18 protein-coding genes and 1 pseudogene are annotated in these 14971 nt (G+C 54.0%); 9 read left to right on the forward strand and 10 right to left on the reverse strand.

The genetic code is table 11. The features are described 5' to 3' along the window. Positions 1-100 precede the first annotated feature (100 nt). From KRAC_RS80065 to KRAC_RS40405, 4 genes and pseudogenes are all read right to left on the reverse strand, one after another. Positions 101-523, reverse strand: a pseudogene (locus KRAC_RS80065) (transposase); the annotation flags it as partial. 143 nt (positions 524-666) lie between these two features. Continuing rightward, a complete protein-coding gene (locus tag KRAC_RS40395) occupies positions 667-975 on the reverse strand; it encodes a helix-turn-helix domain-containing protein (RefSeq protein ID WP_157507624.1) in 309 nt (102 codons plus the stop codon). A gap of 49 nt (positions 976-1024) precedes the next feature. Beyond that, entirely contained in the window at positions 1025-2245 is a 1221-nt protein-coding gene (locus KRAC_RS40400; protein ID WP_007917354.1) for a macrolide family glycosyltransferase, read from the reverse strand. Positions 2246-2281: 36 nt separating this feature from the next. After that, on the reverse strand, positions 2282-2977 hold the full coding sequence (locus KRAC_RS40405; protein ID WP_007917360.1) for a TetR/AcrR family transcriptional regulator: 696 nt from the start codon (positions 2975-2977) through the stop codon (positions 2282-2284). Between the two features lie 371 nt (positions 2978-3348). On the opposite strand from KRAC_RS40405, the gene KRAC_RS40410 reads away from it, so the two are divergent. Beyond that, positions 3349-4059: an IS6 family transposase gene (locus KRAC_RS40410; protein ID WP_007917362.1), complete on the forward strand. Its 711-nt coding sequence runs from the start codon at positions 3349-3351 to the stop codon at positions 4057-4059. 155 nt (positions 4060-4214) lie between these two features. Here KRAC_RS40410 and KRAC_RS40415 read toward each other — a convergent pair whose 3' ends face one another. Further along, positions 4215-4814, reverse strand: a complete 600-nt coding sequence (locus KRAC_RS40415) for a hypothetical protein (RefSeq protein WP_007917364.1) — start codon at positions 4812-4814, stop codon at positions 4215-4217. A gap of 71 nt (positions 4815-4885) precedes the next feature. Next, a complete protein-coding gene (locus KRAC_RS40420; protein WP_007917366.1) occupies positions 4886-5377 on the reverse strand; it encodes a hypothetical protein in 492 nt (163 codons plus the stop codon). A 242-nt stretch (positions 5378-5619) separates the two neighbouring features. Here KRAC_RS40420 and KRAC_RS40425 point away from each other — a divergent pair, with 242 nt between their 5' ends. The 4 genes from KRAC_RS40425 to KRAC_RS40435 all read left to right on the forward strand — a co-directional run bounded on the left by KRAC_RS40425 (position 5620) and on the right by KRAC_RS40435 (position 7746). Then, positions 5620-5868, forward strand: a complete 249-nt coding sequence (locus KRAC_RS40425) for a hypothetical protein (protein ID WP_040445802.1) — start codon at positions 5620-5622, stop codon at positions 5866-5868. Positions 5869-6215: 347 nt separating this feature from the next. After that, a complete protein-coding gene (locus tag KRAC_RS40430; RefSeq protein WP_157507626.1) occupies positions 6216-6668 on the forward strand; it encodes a hypothetical protein in 453 nt (150 codons plus the stop codon). 70 nt (positions 6669-6738) lie between these two features. Continuing rightward, positions 6739-6921, forward strand: a complete 183-nt coding sequence (locus KRAC_RS72355; RefSeq protein WP_007917372.1) for a hypothetical protein — start codon at positions 6739-6741, stop codon at positions 6919-6921. A gap of 612 nt (positions 6922-7533) precedes the next feature. Next, on the forward strand, positions 7534-7746 hold the full coding sequence (locus KRAC_RS40435) for a hypothetical protein (protein WP_007917374.1): 213 nt from the start codon (positions 7534-7536) through the stop codon (positions 7744-7746). Positions 7747-8097: 351 nt separating this feature from the next. Here the strand turns inward: KRAC_RS40435 and KRAC_RS40440 are convergent, their stop codons facing one another. The 3 genes from KRAC_RS40440 to KRAC_RS40450 all read right to left on the reverse strand — a co-directional run bounded on the left by KRAC_RS40440 (position 8098) and on the right by KRAC_RS40450 (position 10545). Next, entirely contained in the window at positions 8098-8610 is a 513-nt protein-coding gene (locus KRAC_RS40440; RefSeq protein ID WP_007917376.1) for a DUF6398 domain-containing protein, read from the reverse strand. A 65-nt stretch (positions 8611-8675) separates the two neighbouring features. Continuing rightward, complete coding sequence (locus KRAC_RS72360; protein ID WP_075164479.1) at positions 8676-9287, reverse strand: transposase; 612 nt, start codon at positions 9285-9287, stop codon at positions 8676-8678. Between the two features lie 430 nt (positions 9288-9717). After that, positions 9718-10545 (reverse strand): SMP-30/gluconolactonase/LRE family protein, encoded by an 828-nt coding sequence (locus tag KRAC_RS40450; protein ID WP_040446792.1) that lies wholly within the window; start codon positions 10543-10545, stop codon positions 9718-9720. A 38-nt stretch (positions 10546-10583) separates the two neighbouring features. Here KRAC_RS40450 and KRAC_RS67355 point away from each other — a divergent pair, with 38 nt between their 5' ends. The 4 genes from KRAC_RS67355 (at position 10584) to KRAC_RS40465 (ending at position 14087) form a co-directional block, all read left to right on the forward strand. Then, a complete protein-coding gene (locus KRAC_RS67355; RefSeq protein ID WP_083815035.1) occupies positions 10584-11162 on the forward strand; it encodes an ISAs1 family transposase in 579 nt (192 codons plus the stop codon). A gap of 247 nt (positions 11163-11409) precedes the next feature. Then, positions 11410-11571 (forward strand): hypothetical protein, encoded by a 162-nt coding sequence (locus KRAC_RS74870; protein ID WP_157507629.1) that lies wholly within the window; start codon positions 11410-11412, stop codon positions 11569-11571. A gap of 499 nt (positions 11572-12070) precedes the next feature. Further along, positions 12071-13867, forward strand: coding sequence for a group II intron reverse transcriptase/maturase (ltrA, locus tag KRAC_RS40460; RefSeq protein ID WP_007905481.1), 1797 nt, complete (start codon positions 12071-12073; stop codon positions 13865-13867). Beyond that, positions 13860-14087 carry an ISAs1 family transposase gene (locus KRAC_RS40465; RefSeq protein ID WP_040445804.1) on the forward strand — a complete coding sequence of 76 codons (228 nt, stop codon included), beginning with the start codon at positions 13860-13862 and terminating at the stop codon, positions 14085-14087. The genes ltrA and KRAC_RS40465 overlap by 8 nt, the downstream gene beginning before the upstream one ends. A 124-nt stretch (positions 14088-14211) precedes the next feature. Here the strand turns inward: KRAC_RS40465 and KRAC_RS40470 are convergent, their stop codons facing one another. Next, positions 14212-14961 carry a hypothetical protein gene (locus tag KRAC_RS40470; RefSeq protein ID WP_007917378.1) on the reverse strand — a complete coding sequence of 250 codons (750 nt, stop codon included), beginning with the start codon at positions 14959-14961 and terminating at the stop codon, positions 14212-14214. Positions 14962-14971: the final 10 nt, after the last annotated feature.

Raw genomic sequence — 14971 nt, forward strand, 5'->3', positions numbered from 1 at the left:
CTGCCGACACAACTCCTCGATCGTGGCAACATTGTGGGCCCTGCCGTGCCAGCACGCTCAATTCAATCTCGGCGATATTCAGCCAACTTGCGTGCTTGGGAGTGTAATGAATCTCTAAACGATTGGCGAGAGCTTTGGCCTGCTCTGGTGGGAGGATCTCGTAGAAAGAAGCTGGAGTGTGCGTATTGAGGTTATCCATCACGATGATCACTTTAGCGGCATCGGGATACTGTTCTTCAAGAACCTCTTGCATGAAGCGCGCCCAGTCCTTCTTGGTGCGGTGCTCAGTCACTTGCAGGTAGCGCTTGCCCGCCAATGGTTCATAGGCAATAAACAGATTCGCGCTGCCTTGTTTTTCGTAGGTGTAATCTTCGCGGGCAACTTGCCCCGGTTTGGCTGGTTCAGGGGGATATTTGTCTTTGACGAGATTCTTGCCCATCTCATCCATACAGATCCTGGGCACGAAGGGATCATACGGCTGGCAGTACACATCGAGGACGTCCTCCAGGTGATAGACAAAATCCCCATCCGCCTCCTTGGGAAAACACCACGACTTTTTGCGCCAGGGCTTTAGCTCGTTTTTTTAAGCGTCTTTCTTACCGTTTCAGGGCTGATATGCTCCACATACTCCAAGCGCACCATCCGGTCAGCGAGCAGTTCCAGTGTCTAACGTTGCCGCCCATCGGGAGCCTTGCTACACGCCAGATGAATGAGTTGGGCTTCTCCCTTGCCATCCAGGCATCGGCGCTCGGGATATTCTCGTGGAAAGCTTCCAGTGAGGGCTACTTCCATATTCTCCTGGACAAACCGTTGTTTGATGCGAATCACGGTACGGCGACTGATATCCAGCACCTCGGCAATCTGCCCATCGGTGTGGCTGGGTTCGCCTTGACATTGATCGCTCATGAGCAGCACCCGTGCCACCAGGTAGTGCTTGGCTGGAGTAGTGCTCATGCCACCATCGTTTCCAGCCATCGGCGCTGCTCTTCACTCAATCTCACTGGATAGCGGTAGTGAGAGGTCCTCATGTTTGTACTCCTTCTCTGGCGAGATACCTCTGGATTTCGTCTGCTGCCTGACGATACCCACCTGCGGTATGCAATGTTTTCTGAAGGGCTCCTGCCGCCTCTCGATAGCGTGGGTCCGCAAGGATCACCTCTGCTGCCTGATGCAATGTTGAGGCTCGGACATGCCCATGCATTAGTTGATCATTAATGACCAGACCTGCGCCGCGTGCTGCCACCGCTTTCGCATTGAGAAACTGCTCAAGCTGTTGAGGGATCAGAATCAGCGGCACCCCATAATACAATCCTTCGTGAATACTATTGAGCCCTCCATGAGTGATGAAGGCGTCCACGCGCTGTAGCACTTCAAGTTGCGGGACGAATGGGCACACGATGAAATTCGGCGGGATGGCTCCAAGCTCCTTGATGTCTGTGTGTGTGCCTGCTGAGAGAATGAACTGTGCTGGATACCCCGCAAACGCCTCGAAGCATTGCCGGTAAAACTCGCTACGGGTACTATGAACCGTGCCGAGTGAAATGTACACCACTGGCTGTAGCCCCAACGCATCGAAGGGAAAATCCCCGTCACGCGTTTGTGGGTTGATGGAGGGTCCGACGAAGCGAAAGGTCTGGTCAATGAGAGGCACATCCGGGTTGAGTTCCCGCGAGGTAAAGACGATATTCAAGCCGCCGCGCATGGGAAACAGGGGACGAGAGGAAGGAAACGCTGCTTTTCCATACCGGCGAATGAGGCGGCGGCGCACCGACAAGAGATCGGGCACCATCGGCAGCAAGCGGAAGATCTGCTGGCGCGCGTGCGGTGCCTTGCGCGCTTCTGTTCCATCAAACACCAGGTGTGGGATCGACGCGGCCGGGCGCAGTTTCAACAGTGTGGCTGCCATGTTTCCCCACAGAGCATTCGAGTCGAACACGACGAGATCGGGTTGTTCACGCGAGAGTTCATCCAACAGGAATGGCAAAAGCTGTTCCGTCGTATGTAACAGCAATCGGACAACCAGGGCAAGATTGCCATCTTGCAGAATCGCGGAGAAGGCTGTCGAGGTCATTTCTGTTATCGGGTAAGCACGAAACGTTGCGCCTGTTCGCTCGATCTGCGGACAAAACTCCGACGCGCTGTAGTAGGTGACTTGCTCACCACGCTGAACCAACTCCTGCACGACTGGCAGGGTGGGATTCACATGCCCATGCGCGGGGAGGCTGAGATAGACGATGTTGCTCATGGAACCGTCTCCATTCGTTTGTGTAAAGGCATCTCCCTATGCATTGTCTTGAGCTTCAACAAACCACACCTTCAGCGTTTCAGTATCAGCGAGTTGCAAGGCATCGGAGGAGAGACCCAGCAGCAATGTAATGGCGCAAGTCGTGGCAGCCACGATGCGTTCGGCCTGGGACAGATCGTTCTGCTTTGGATCGTCTGAGAGGAGCAACCCAGCAAGGGTATCCACCAGATCATCAAGAAGGGACAAAATCACTCTCCCCACCTGATCAGGATAGGCGGTCGTCAAGGAACCTTCCTGCACCCCCTGAGAGATGATGGTCGTCAGCCAGGGCGTCACTCGTTTGACTCTCGTGGTGTGCATCTTTTGGCGCGCGATGGCGTTGTCGTCGGTGTACCAGACGCGCATGAACGCGAGAGCAAGGGACTTCTGCGCGCTGTTTTGTTGGTTAATCGTCGCAAAGAAGCGCTGGAGTTTGTCGAGAGCGGACAGCGCTGGATCATGCACAAGAGGAAGCAGAAGCTGTTCTACCTCGCCTTGCATGCGTTCGATCAGCGCTTCCAGCAATGCCTGTTTCGAGTCAAAGTAGTGATACACGGTCCCTTTGGCAATCTGGAGTTCGTTCAGAATATCCTGGATAGCCATCTGCTCATAGCCTTTGGTATACACGAGCCGCTGAGCCACATCGAGGATTTCGTTGCGTCTCACGGCGTGTTCTTTGACAATGCGCGCCATGTTTCTTTCTCTCTGTTTTCCTTCTCATTTGACCGACGGTCGGTCAATATTTACAAGAAAGTATACTCGACGTGCGGCCTGTTGTCAATCTCTGAACCAGGGGTTCTGAGTCGGGGACGGAAGAAGTTGGGAGAAATTCATCTTTGGGAAGATTTCTGGAGGAATTGCTTCCCTCATTCTTCTAGAGGTCTGTGACAAGTTGAGGTAGTTGAAGCAGTGATGCTGATTTTGCACTGGAGTCGTGTTGGCTTTGCACTGGAGTGTGTGGTGCTGTTTTGGAGTAAGCAAGTGAAGGGTGATATTTCTGGCTGTGTTGCAAAGAGTAAGCTGAACTGTTAAAGTTGACAGAAAAGAAGGAAAAAAAGCCAACCATGACAGAGCAGCATCCTTTCAAATGGCGTCACTTCGAAGCTGAGATTATTTTGCTCTGCGTTCGTTGGTATTTGCGCTATGCGCTCAGTTATCGAGATCTCGAGGAACTCATGCGAGAACGGGGGCTGTCTGTGGACCATACGACGATTTACCGCTGGGTGCAGCGTTACGCCCCCGAATTGCAGAAACGATGTCGCCCCCATCTCAAAACCGCCAACGATTCTTGGCGTGTAGATGAGACCTATATAAAGGTGAAAGGCGTGTGGACCTACTTGTATCGAGCGGTGGATTCCCAAGGGAACACGCTGGAGTTTTTATTGAGTCTCACTCGCGATGCACCTGCTGCGAAGCGCTTTTTCGCGAAAGCACTGGGTGCTCTCCACATCGTGGTCCCTCGCGTCATCACGGTTGACAAAAACATGGCATATCCAAAGGCTTTCAAGGAACTGCAAGGGGAGAACCTTCTTCCAGAAGGTTGTGAACTGCGGCAGAGCAAATATCTCAACAACCTGATTGAACAAGATCATCGCTTCATCAAACGACGTGTCAAACCCGGATTAGGTTTCTTTTCGTTAGAGACAGCGGAGCGAACGCTGCAAGGATTTGAAGTCATGAACATGATTCGCAAGGGACAGATAGATGGGAGAGAAAAAGGAAAGATCATCGGCCAGATTGCATTCATCTCCTCCCTCTTTGGAGTAGCCGCCTAAGCTGAACAGCTGGAAGCCTTCATACTCCTCGTTTTCCTCGGAGTTTTTTTGCAACAGAGCCGCTTTTTGTGCTCAAATGTTGTTTGTAGGAAGGGAATGAGCCCGGAACGGTAGGTCCATGGCGCACGATCGTGTCTTGCCCAAAGGATGACTCCTTACGCGATCAAGTCTCCGTCAAGAGCGGGCGTTCTCATCGAGTTGGCCGACATCTGAAGGCCGCTGGCGATTTCAGTGAGGGTATACTCACGGCTGGCATCAACACGACTGGCTTCGTAGAGAAAAAGCATCGTTTTGAGATCCCGCAAGCGTCTTTGGGCAAACCAGTCTCTCAGTCCGTGAAATTTGCTCTGGAAGGTGCACGGTGGCGCAGCTATTGGCTCATTGTACGCGAGCTCGTCCGGGGTTAATCCGTACTGCACATCGTCCGCGAATTCGTTATCCAGGTTTGTGAGATCCAGGCCAACTATCTCCAGGTCGTCTGGTTCTGGTGGTGCTGGCTTTTTTTCAGCAACGGTAGGATGCGGAGGAGAAAGCGCGTGATGGCTCTGATAATGATTCTCTCCTCTGGTGTAGGTGATGAAAGAAGGATATGCACGTTCTGAGATGTATTTTCCTTGAGCGTGCATGTCCCCCTGAATTGCCCTTCCAATCAAGTAGAGAAGGCGGATCTGGTCTCTTGAGGAACGGTCAGAGAAGGCCCTGGTGACAGCGACGGAGACCGGGATTATCCCGGTCTCCGTCGCTGTCACCAGCATGAGTCTGGTGTTTTGAGTTTCCACCACTGGTCGGGAGCGATCACGCTGGATATGGGTAGGTGATGTGAGAACTAATGGCCAGGATACTGGACGGTAGTCGTACTGGGGTCGAGGGGGCTGTCGCCGGTAGGATAAATCATGGTGGGCGCGTACTGACCCGGATAGATCATGTCGAGAGGACTGGTTTGACCGGGATAGGCCATATCAGATGGGCTCGCGCCGTGTGGGTAGGCGGCGAGGGGGTTGGCATTATGAGGGAAGGATTCGAGGGCGCTAGCGCCATGCGGGTAGGCGGCGAGAGACTTGGCTTGACCGGGATAGATGATGGTGGGGGCGTAGCCACCGGGATAGGCGATGAGCGATCTTGCGCCATTGGGATAGGCCATGTTGGGAGTGTAGTCCCCTGGATAAGCCATACTGGGAATGAAGTCGAGGGGGCTGGCGGCACCAGGGTAGAGCACGCTGGGAGTGACGTCGAGAGAGCTGGCATTACCGGGATAGGCGAGGTGTTGCTGGTGTCTTGTCTCGACATGCAGTGGCGTGAGCGTGTCAGGAGTGAGCATGTGGCAGCAAGAAGGAAGGGGGGTATGGTCTGGTCAGTGCTGTGCGCGTGTCAGGTGCCAGGAGTGAGCGTCCAGTGCTCGTGTGTGATGTGTGTGCAGCAGGAGGAAGGGGGCATGATCGTCTGGCCAGTGATATGCGCCAGGTGCTGAGTGTTGAGGGAGGAGGGGGCATATCCTATAGTCGACGGAATGGGGTACAATAGGGGCATATTTTGGGTAGAGAAGGAAGGTATGCGAGAGACATGCGATTGACGAAGACGGCTGCGGGGGTGAGGGTGTTCTCGATGCTGCCGTGGGAGAAGGAGGAGTTGGCGGCGCTGGCAGTGCAAGGGAGGGAGTGGGTGCCCTTTTCGAGCATGGGAACGGGCAAGCAGCAGCGACTCCTGGGCAAGATCCACAGCCAGTTGCACACGATTGCGTTGGATGCGGGCGTCGAGATTGTGGATCGGCAGGTGGTGGTGCTGGGACCGGTGGAGCGGCGCACACGGTAAGCGAAGGGGCCGCGATGCGAGGAAGCCTGGACCGTTGGTGGTCTGGTTGTGTGCGCGGCGAAGAGGGAGAGAGGCGAGGCACAAGGTGATGATGTGGTTGGTCGTTGTGGAGGGAGGGTGTGTATGTGAGAGCAAACACATACGATATCGTATAGATTTATGTGCAATGTGGCTGGTAGGGGATGCTTGTAAAGATCGAATTACTTTTAGCGCTCCTATGCGTTTCTATAGATGTATTTGACTTTGGTAACAGGAAGGCCGCTGCGGGGCACCATGCGCAGCGGCCTTCCTGTTTTCTGTTGGAGAGGGTTGGCTACCCTCGTGAGGAGGAGAGGGAGTGGCAACCGGTGGCCGGGGTGCAGTATTGGGGTGTGGTCGTAGCGAACATCAAAGTGCGGCCAAGGTTGCAGGGGAAGGGGCATTTTTCGATCTTCATGGATATGGTGCAGACACTCAATCCGGGGGAGGCGACGAGTCTGGAGTGTGTGATCAACCCACTGCTTCGTGCCTGGGGGCGGCGGCATGACTGGATTGAAGAGCCGAAAGAAGATTTGCCGATCACCAATCCTTCCTTTTCTTGCTTGAAGCCGGACGTGCAAGGGATCGGGAGCCAGGAGGCGGTCTCTGCGGGTCAGGAGGAGTCTATCATGATGGGTCTAAACTGGGACACGTGGACGCTGGGCGGGCTGCGCTCATATGACGAGTGGCGCGCCTCGCGTGTCGAGCGACCGCATGGGTGCGAGCCAGGGGAATGTGGTGAGGGGGGGCATGACCTGGCCAAAGAGGTGTCTCTCAGGTAGCGTGTGGGTGCAGCGAGGACGGGAGTACCTCTTCTGAGGCCCGTTGCCTGCTCGGGCAGAAGCCATGTTCATGCCCGAGGAGACAACGGGTCTGCCCTTTTCCCAGGAGAGCACCTTCTTTCGTCGAGGCAGGCCCGGTTCACGGGTGTGCGGGGCCATACGGTTACCGTCTTTCTTGCTTCCTGTCGATGTTTCTGGATTCCTGCTGCGCACTGGCGTGAACGCGGGTTTCCTGATTGCGTGTGATCATTGATGGGGGACAGCTTCGCTTCTGGTGTTGATCCTGCTCATTCTGTTTTGGAAAACGGACAAGGAGTGAGAGAACGTGTTTCACTGCAAGATCAATGATGGTGATGCAAAGAAGGGAAATTGGTGCTTGTCAAAATAAGAGAGGGCATGTAGGATACGTTTACGATGAGCAACGATCGTGAATGTGTGTAGAACCTTGCTTGTGGTTTGGAGCGCAAGGAAGGTCATTGCGATTTGTAGGAATTTATGGCATTTCGTGCCTTGATATCCTTCAATTTATCGATGGCGTAATATGGTTCACAGACCACTTTCGAGTCGTGAGTGCCACTCAAGTCAGGTTATTCCTGGTTTCAAGCGTATCGGAATAAAATGTCGAATGATTCCACCGAACTTGCCCCTGATGTTTCTGTTCTGTTTGGTAACTGCCAAGATATGGTTTAAAAGCCAGTTCTGAGTTCAAACAGAAATTGATGGTGTTTTCCCTCGAACTTTGCCTCTTTCGCGGGGATACAGTATAGAGGCATAAATTAATTGCCTACTTACTCTGTCGAACTTTGGCGATTTCTTGCGAATAAATAGCAGAAGGATTTTCATTTCAGAAAGGAAGGCTATTATCATGGCAGACTATCAACCATCATTTGAAACACTGGTGCATCTGGCAGAGAAACGGGGAGTCTTGCTCGCTTCTGTTCTTGCAATATATCAGCAGCGGTACAACCTGAGCGATGCGCAGCTTTCCGAACAACTCCATTGCAGGTATTGTCAACTTAAGCAAAATTGTAGAGATTATATAGGAGAAACATGCCTTAAAGTGGGGATGATGCCCTAATTCGGACAGTGTTTTCTAAAGAATCTTGGGGAAAGTAGCATCGAAGTGGTGAAAGCTCATCAACAAAAATTCTTAAGTTGACAATACCTCGTATTTCCACCAGAATAATCTTAGGATTTACAGATAATGAACCAGATTTTTTGCAAAATACGACACATTATGTGGCGGGAAGAAGTATCGTCTATGCCCATATGATGCCTGTGGACGTTCATTGAAAGACACGACACATTATGTGGCAGAAGGCTAAAGTCTCCAAGCCCCTTCTAGACCGATTTCAAGGGCATTTCTCGACACGAATTATGGGCTCTGGGACATATTCGGTGTGCCTACCTGACGTTGGGAAGCTACTGATCAGGCATCGGGGATGTAGGGAATCAACCCTTGACGGAATGCGGCCTCCTGGATCTCCCTGGGGGCCTGGCGCACATCGATGATGAGCCCATTCACCTCAAGCATCCAGATGAGCGGGTTCTTGTCAACCATGGAGGGGATCGACCAATCCGGGTCCATGGGATACATGCCCAAGAGGTCACGGATCTGTTTGGATTTCGCCTGCATCGTGCTGGAACTGAGATCGAAATACTCCCAGATCTGGCTTGCTGCAATGTGGGGAGTCTGGGAGGAATCAAAGAGAAAGTTGACCATGCCTACGGCATGAATGATCCCACAGGCCCAAGTGGAGGCCTTGCCTCGTGCCAATGGTGAAGGGCGCTTCCGGCACAGGGTTGCTGTCAGCTCACGGCAGAGTTGGGCGTACTCCTCATGTAAGAACTGCTGACTAAACGTATCGGTGAGGTGCGTAATGTCCTGGAAGCGTGCTTGTATCTCTTTCGGGACCTGCAACGATGAGCTCCTCTTCGGCATACCTGTCTCCTTTTTCTCTCACTACGAGCGCATGAGGGTTGACCTTGAGTTCATACCTCCCTTCATCAAGCGCTTCTTCCTTCTGCAAAGGTCACGAAAGTGGACCTGGAACCGCTTGCACCAGGCTCGTGAGCCGATGCCGATTTTTGGGAAGACCGTCTGCTCTGCTCTTTGGGTAAGGTATTCCCTGCTGCTGGATGGAGCAGAACACGGCGTTGCAGCAGTGCAAATCCAGCTTGTCCATAGGAACTACGCTTGATCCATTTTACTTTATTGACAAAACCTTCTACCACTCCGTTGCTCCAGGTCAGACTGCATCCATTGGCAACCGCCTTCGCATCATCGTCGAGTCCATTGACAAATGTGATCAGTTCCGCAATTCCACTGGCTTGGACAGCGGCTTTCCATTGTTCCAGATGTATCCAACCGTCGTGTTTTCGTAGGAGGTAGCCAAAGTCCTGCGCAAGCTTGAACACGAGAGCGATGGTCTCGTCGCTCTGGATGAGTTGATCTAGATAGGCCGCTTGCTCTCTCGTGCGGTTTGGTGCTGGCTGTAAAACACCGTTCTTTTTGGCGGTGAGAGCAACGAATTGTGTGTCGTCGTCCCCCCATCTGCTAGGAGCGCCTCTGAATGCTTCGATCCGCCCCTCAAGCTGATTTGTTCCCTGTTCTTGCACGCCGAAAAGGCCGTCTGCTTCGTCAAAGAGTGTGCGCAAAAAACCGCCAAAGAGCGTGTGAATGGAGACGTGGGAGAAACGTTTCCAGCGTTTTGCCTGTCCCCGCAGAGCACGTGACCGATGCAGAGCGAGAGGTCTTCAAGTTGACGTGCGCCCATGTTTTGCCTGGTGAGTTGTCGTGCGGTTGTGCCTGAACCACTGTCTGCTGGAGCACCGCTGGACACCTCGCCATATGATGCTTGAAAGGGGTGCGCAGTCAAATTGAGCAAAAAAGAACCAATTATGCAGCGAGGAAAAAGCCACCGAGGAAGCCAGAGATAATCCAACTTCCTCTCCTAGACCAGGACTGGAACCAGCGGCAGGAGACCTCATCATGGGCTTTCCGTAGAATTGCCGCCTTCTCGTGAGGTCGCACCGCGCTGCTCTTGGGCTACGGCCACCCAACGCCTGGTGCGGGCGCATGGGTAGTGAGAACCATGCCCGTTCGTGCCTGATCTACCATGTTCTCAAAACCACGCCACTCGGTTACCATCAGAAACAGCGTTTGCTTATTTTCTCCTCCAAGCATGCATGCGAAGCAGCCACGGTCAAGATGGATCACCTGCAAGATCTCACCACCTTCTCTCACTCGCACGCAACATTTGTTCGGGACATCGCCGTACCAAACGGTACCTTCAGCGTCGAGACAGATGCCGTCAGGGGCTGCTCCTTCAAGCGCGGCCCAGACCCGCCGATTCGACAGGCTGCCGTTGCCATCAATGTCGAAGGCCGTGAGACGGTTTCCGTGGGACTCAGCAACGATCAGCGTCAAGTTATCCGGTGTCACGGCCATCCCATTCGGGAAAGCGATATCGTCAGCCACTTGGCGCACCGACCCATCGAGGGTGACCAGCGCGATGATTCCGGGAGCATCAAAGCCACCACCGTTGATGTAGACGTTGCCGCGACCATCCACAGCGATCTCGTTCCAGATGTCAGCAAGGTCGCTCAGGTTGGCATGGGTCACCAACTCCCCGTCGGCCTCCCTGCGTAGGAGAAGTCCCTCGCGCCCCGAGACGACGAGTAGACGCCCATCGGGTAGCCAGTCGATGCAAAAGGGAATCGTGGTCGGCACGCGGGCCATGACTTCGCTCTTGCCCTCCAGATCGACGGCAACGATCTCCTGAGTGCCCCAGTTGGAAAACCACAGACGGTCCTCGTGCCAACGCGGCAGGGCAATCGCATCTAAATAATCCCATCCACAGAAAAAGAAAGACAGGAACTGATAAAATAGGCCAAAAAGCAGGAGACAACAAGATGGAAGAAGGACAACTGCGAGATTTGGAAACGCTTTTTGCTTACGTCGAAGACCCACGAGTGGAACGAACCAAACTCCATCGCCTGCGGGATATCATCATTCTGGCGATTTGTGGAGTCATTTGTGGAGCAGAAGGATGGGTCGAGATCGAGGAATTTGCCAAAGCGAAAGAAGCCTTTTTCACGGAACTGCTGGATTTGTCCAACGGGATACCCTCCCACGACACCTTTGGCCGGGTCTTTGCCCTCATTGATCCGAAACAGTTCGAGGCCAGTTTCGTGCAATGGGTTCAAGGGATCAGTCAAACAGTCAAGGGAGTAGTCGCCATTGATGGCAAGACGCTCCGACGTTCTCATGATGAGGCATCGGGCAAAAAAGCCCTTCATCTGGTGAGTGCCTGGGCCGTCGAAAATCGCCTGGTCCTGGCTCAATTGGCCACAGAAGAGAAATCCAATGAGATCACGGCGATCCCTCTTCTCTTGCAACAGTTAGCACTTGATGGGTGCATTGTAACTATTGATGCGATGGGAACGCAAACCAAGATTGCCGAGCAGATTATCGAGCAGGATGGCGACTAGGCCCTGGCTCTCAAAGACAACCACGGGAACCTGTTTGACGAGGTGAAAGCGACGTTTGCTCTCGCGGAAAGAGACGGCTTTGCCCGCTCCTCCTGGGAGTCGGATCGGCAAGTAGAGAAAGGTCACGGTCGGCTGGAAATTCGCGAACAGTGGACGCTCTCGTGATCCAGAAATCCTGGCGTATCTCGACCCGGAGCACCAGTGGAAAGGCTTGCGAGGCATTGGGGTCGTTCGAGCGGAACGACGCATGGAGCAGAAGACCACGAAAGAAACGCGCTACTTCTTGCTCAGTTTTTCGTCAGTCAAAACCTTTGCCACCGCAGTCAGAAGCCACTGGGGCATTGGTGCGATCCGTTTCGCCGAAATGAGCGAAAGCTCAAGGATGGCGAGCAAGGAGAAAGCTCCTTGACAACTGATCGAGTGATGTGGGGCGCAATTCCCCATCCTCTGGGTGAAAGAGGAAACGCGGCTCCCTCACGGTAGCGACTGGTCATCAATCCGTGAAGCAGGGAGAAATGCGGAAGAGCCTGGACCTCGACCAGGTGGTCTCCGCTACACAGGTTCCTACGGTTAGCGCAAGCGAACGCTCGATGAACCGTCGTCACAGTGAAAGAGCCAACGCGAGGTAAGAGGCTCTGACCAAAATGGTCACGGTCACATAGGGGTCGAGAACATCAATGCGGCTCTCGACTTCACCCCCTTGACCCGGCGGATAGAGACGAACCTACGGGAACGCAAAACACTTGATCGGAACGGAATAACTCTGCGAGAACTCTCGCTGGTGGTCGATCTAGCGAGCAGGCAACCAACCGCATGTTCTCGGAGAGAAGGATTGCCGAAGAAGCAAAGGCCTCTGGGAAAGCCAGAGGATACGCTGACGTCGGCACGGTGAGATGGAGGATAGAGCCATGAGTCACAGGAAAGAAACGGAAGCGATGGTTGTCCCCCAACCAATCGAAGACTGGACACAGACGCCCTGGCGTAAGCTAGAACGAACGGTGTACCGACTGCAAAAACGGATCTATCAAGCCTCTCTTCGTGGCAATGACAAAGCAGTTCACAACCTTCAACGGTTACTCATGAAGTCGAAAGCAGCCCGGACGCTGGCAGTACGCAAGATGACGCAGGATAACCAGGGCAAGCGGACGGCTGGAGTCGATGGAATCAAATCTGTCAAACCAGCCCAACGCCTGGCGCTGGTGAAATACCTTCGTCATCACAAGCAGATCAAACCACAGCCAACCAGACGAGTCTGGATACCCAAGCCAGGAAAGGCAGAGAAAAGGCCATTAGGCATCCCGACGATGCTGGATCGCGCTCATCAATGCCTGACAAAATTGGCGTTGGAGCCCGAATGGGAGGCACGATTTGAGGCTGACAGCTACGGGTTTCGTCCTGGTCGCTCAGCTCAGGATGCCATTCAAGCCATTTTCATTTACATCTGCAAACAGCCCAAATATGTGCTTGATGCAGATATCGCGAATTGCTTCAACCAGATCAATCACGAAACACTCTTACACAAACTCCAGACCTTTCCCGCGATGAGGCGCGCCATCAAAGCCTGGCTCAGAGCAGGAGTGCTGGAAGACAACGTGTTCGAGCCAACGACAGCCGGAACTCCGCAAGGAGGTCCACTGAGTCCCTTACTTGCCAATATCGCCCTGCATGGGATGCTGCAAGCTGTTCAACAAGGCTACAAAGGCAAGGATAAGCCCAGGCTGGTTCGCTATGCAGATGACCTGGTGGTGCTGTATCGAACTCGCGAGGGGATTGAACAGGCCAAAAGCAGGCTAGAAGACTGGCTGAAAGACATGGGATTAGAAATGAAGCCGAGCAAAACCCGTATCGCTCACACGCTCGAAGCGCTTGGGGCAGAAGCCCCTGGCTTCGACTTCTTAGGTTTTGAGATCCGACAGTACTCTGTTGGTAAACACCATTCAGGAACTCTGCACGGGAAACGGCTTGGCTTCAAAACACTCATTCGCCCCAGTAAAGAAGCTATCAAACGGCATCGGGAAGGGCTGCGGGCGGTAGTGCTCGCAGGCACAGGGCTTTCTCAAGGCGCGCTCATTGGGCAACTGAACCCAAAGATCCGTGGATGGTCACGCTACTACCGCAGCGTCGCCGCCAAGAAAACTCTCAATGACTGCGACTACCACCTGTTTCCGCTTCTGCTTCGCTGGGCCAAACGCCGACACACACGCAAGTCTGCGAGTTGGATACGAACGCGCTACTGGCGAACAATGGGACAAGATCACTGGCGCTTTGCAACGCCTGATGGACTCTATCTCAGCGATCACGCAGCAACGGCGATCCAACGCCATGTGAAGGTGAAAGGCACGGCCAGCCCGTTCGATGGTAACCTGCTCTACTGGGCGAAGAGATTACAACAATCTCATCCGCTCAACAGGAGTAAACTGGGGGCCTTGCTGCACAAGCAACAAGGGAAATGCCGTTGGTGTGAACTGCACTTTACCGAGAACGATTTGATTGAGATCGATCACATCACTCCCCGCAGTGAAGGGGGTACAGATGCACTCAGTAATCTTTTCGCTCTCCATCGGCACTGCCACGATCAACGACATACAAAGAAGCATGTCTGGGGTACTCATGACACGAGCCATCCCATTGAGGAGCCGGATGAGGGGAAAGCTCTCATGTCCGGTTCTGAAGGCGGGCAGGAGGGAGCGATCCCTCTTGCCTAGCTCTCAAAACAGCCTGCATTGGGTTCTCGATATTGCTTTTCGGGAAGATGAATCGCGCGTCAGGCTCGCTCATGCCGACGAAAATCTCGCGGTGCTTCGTCATATCAGCTTGAATGTGTTGCGTCAGGAACGCTCTTCCCGTGTTGGCATCCATGCCAAGCGTCTCAAAGCTGGGTGGGACAACCAGTATCTTTTGCGTGTTCTGGATGGGGTTATTTAGATGCGATTGCCCTGCCTGGCTCCTGCAAAGAAATGAGACGGAACAAAAAGACAGCGATGGCGCGTCGAGTCTGCATCCCTTTGAGCAGACCCGACGCACTGAGAGCGCCCACCCCTACGCCCCCTTAACCAACCTTCTCCATTTTCCACGGCCTAGTGATCAGCCCCACCAGGAGAGCAGTACCCATGCCCACGAGGAACGGACCCACGCCAATGACGTTCGTCTGACTCCACGCAAACAACGGGGTCGCCGCAGGGAACAAGAGCCATGCCCCGATGACGCCGAGCAACAATGCACCAAGGTTCACGCCCAGCCTCAGTCCGCGTCCAATCTGGGAATGAGGACCGAGCCTGCTGCTCCAGTCATCGGCGAGGCGCCGGGGAACCTGCGACCAGTGCGCGAGGCTATGGACCGCCATCAACGGAAGCCAGAGCAGTGCGCTAAACACATGTGCCAGAAGGAACAGCTGGATCGGGCTGGTTACGACAAGTCCAATCCCACTGCCAACCATCACCAGTGTGGTGACGAGCAGCACCGGGCCGAGCACGCGCAGGACCAGGGGCGGCGGTCCCCGGCGTACGTAGGCGGGTGCTCCGGTGTAGTAGCGCAGAAAACGCCAGCCCGTTGAGCCCATCTTCACCAGGAGCGGGCCAACCAGCAGAACTCCGACAACGGTATGGGCGGGAAGCCAGATGCGTAAGAACGCTGACGTCACCAGTTCCACGATGATCAGCATCAGGAGCACAAGGCTGACCAGCGCGGTTAGCCGCTCATTGCCGATCACCTCTACGTGCTTTTCCTCATCCTTGTGCTCCTGATGCATCGCTGCGGATGGATGCTCAGGGAACTCATTTCCAGGTATGCGTGCAGGCATGACGCTTCCT

This window comes from Ktedonobacter racemifer DSM 44963 (assembly GCF_000178855.1).
Classification (GTDB): domain Bacteria; phylum Chloroflexota; class Ktedonobacteria; order Ktedonobacterales; family Ktedonobacteraceae; genus Ktedonobacter; species Ktedonobacter racemifer.

Excerpts from the sequence above, each read along its gene's own strand:
- KRAC_RS40395 (WP_157507624.1), bottom strand. The coding sequence starts at position 975 with ATGGCTGGAAACGATGGTGGCATGAGCACTACTCCAGCCAAGCACTAC.
- KRAC_RS40400 (WP_007917354.1), bottom strand. The coding sequence starts at position 2,245 with ATGAGCAACATCGTCTATCTCAGCCTCCCCGCGCATGGGCATGTGAAT.
- KRAC_RS40405 (WP_007917360.1), bottom strand. The coding sequence starts at position 2,977 with ATGGCGCGCATTGTCAAAGAACACGCCGTGAGACGCAACGAAATCCTC.
- KRAC_RS40410 (WP_007917362.1), top strand. The coding sequence starts at position 3,349 with ATGACAGAGCAGCATCCTTTCAAATGGCGTCACTTCGAAGCTGAGATT.
- KRAC_RS40415 (WP_007917364.1), bottom strand. The coding sequence starts at position 4,814 with ATGCTGGTGACAGCGACGGAGACCGGGATAATCCCGGTCTCCGTCGCT.
- KRAC_RS40420 (WP_007917366.1), bottom strand. The coding sequence starts at position 5,377 with ATGCTCACTCCTGACACGCTCACGCCACTGCATGTCGAGACAAGACAC.
- KRAC_RS40425 (WP_040445802.1), top strand. The coding sequence starts at position 5,620 with ATGCGATTGACGAAGACGGCTGCGGGGGTGAGGGTGTTCTCGATGCTG.
- KRAC_RS72355 (WP_007917372.1), top strand. The coding sequence starts at position 6,739 with ATGCCCGAGGAGACAACGGGTCTGCCCTTTTCCCAGGAGAGCACCTTC.
- KRAC_RS40435 (WP_007917374.1), top strand. The coding sequence starts at position 7,534 with ATGGCAGACTATCAACCATCATTTGAAACACTGGTGCATCTGGCAGAG.
- KRAC_RS40440 (WP_007917376.1), bottom strand. The coding sequence starts at position 8,610 with ATGCCGAAGAGGAGCTCATCGTTGCAGGTCCCGAAAGAGATACAAGCA.
- KRAC_RS67355 (WP_083815035.1), top strand. The coding sequence starts at position 10,584 with ATGGAAGAAGGACAACTGCGAGATTTGGAAACGCTTTTTGCTTACGTC.
- KRAC_RS74870 (WP_157507629.1), top strand. The coding sequence starts at position 11,410 with ATGGAGCAGAAGACCACGAAAGAAACGCGCTACTTCTTGCTCAGTTTT.
- ltrA (WP_007905481.1), top strand. The coding sequence starts at position 12,071 with ATGAGTCACAGGAAAGAAACGGAAGCGATGGTTGTCCCCCAACCAATC.
- KRAC_RS40470 (WP_007917378.1), bottom strand. The coding sequence starts at position 14,961 with ATGCCTGCACGCATACCTGGAAATGAGTTCCCTGAGCATCCATCCGCA.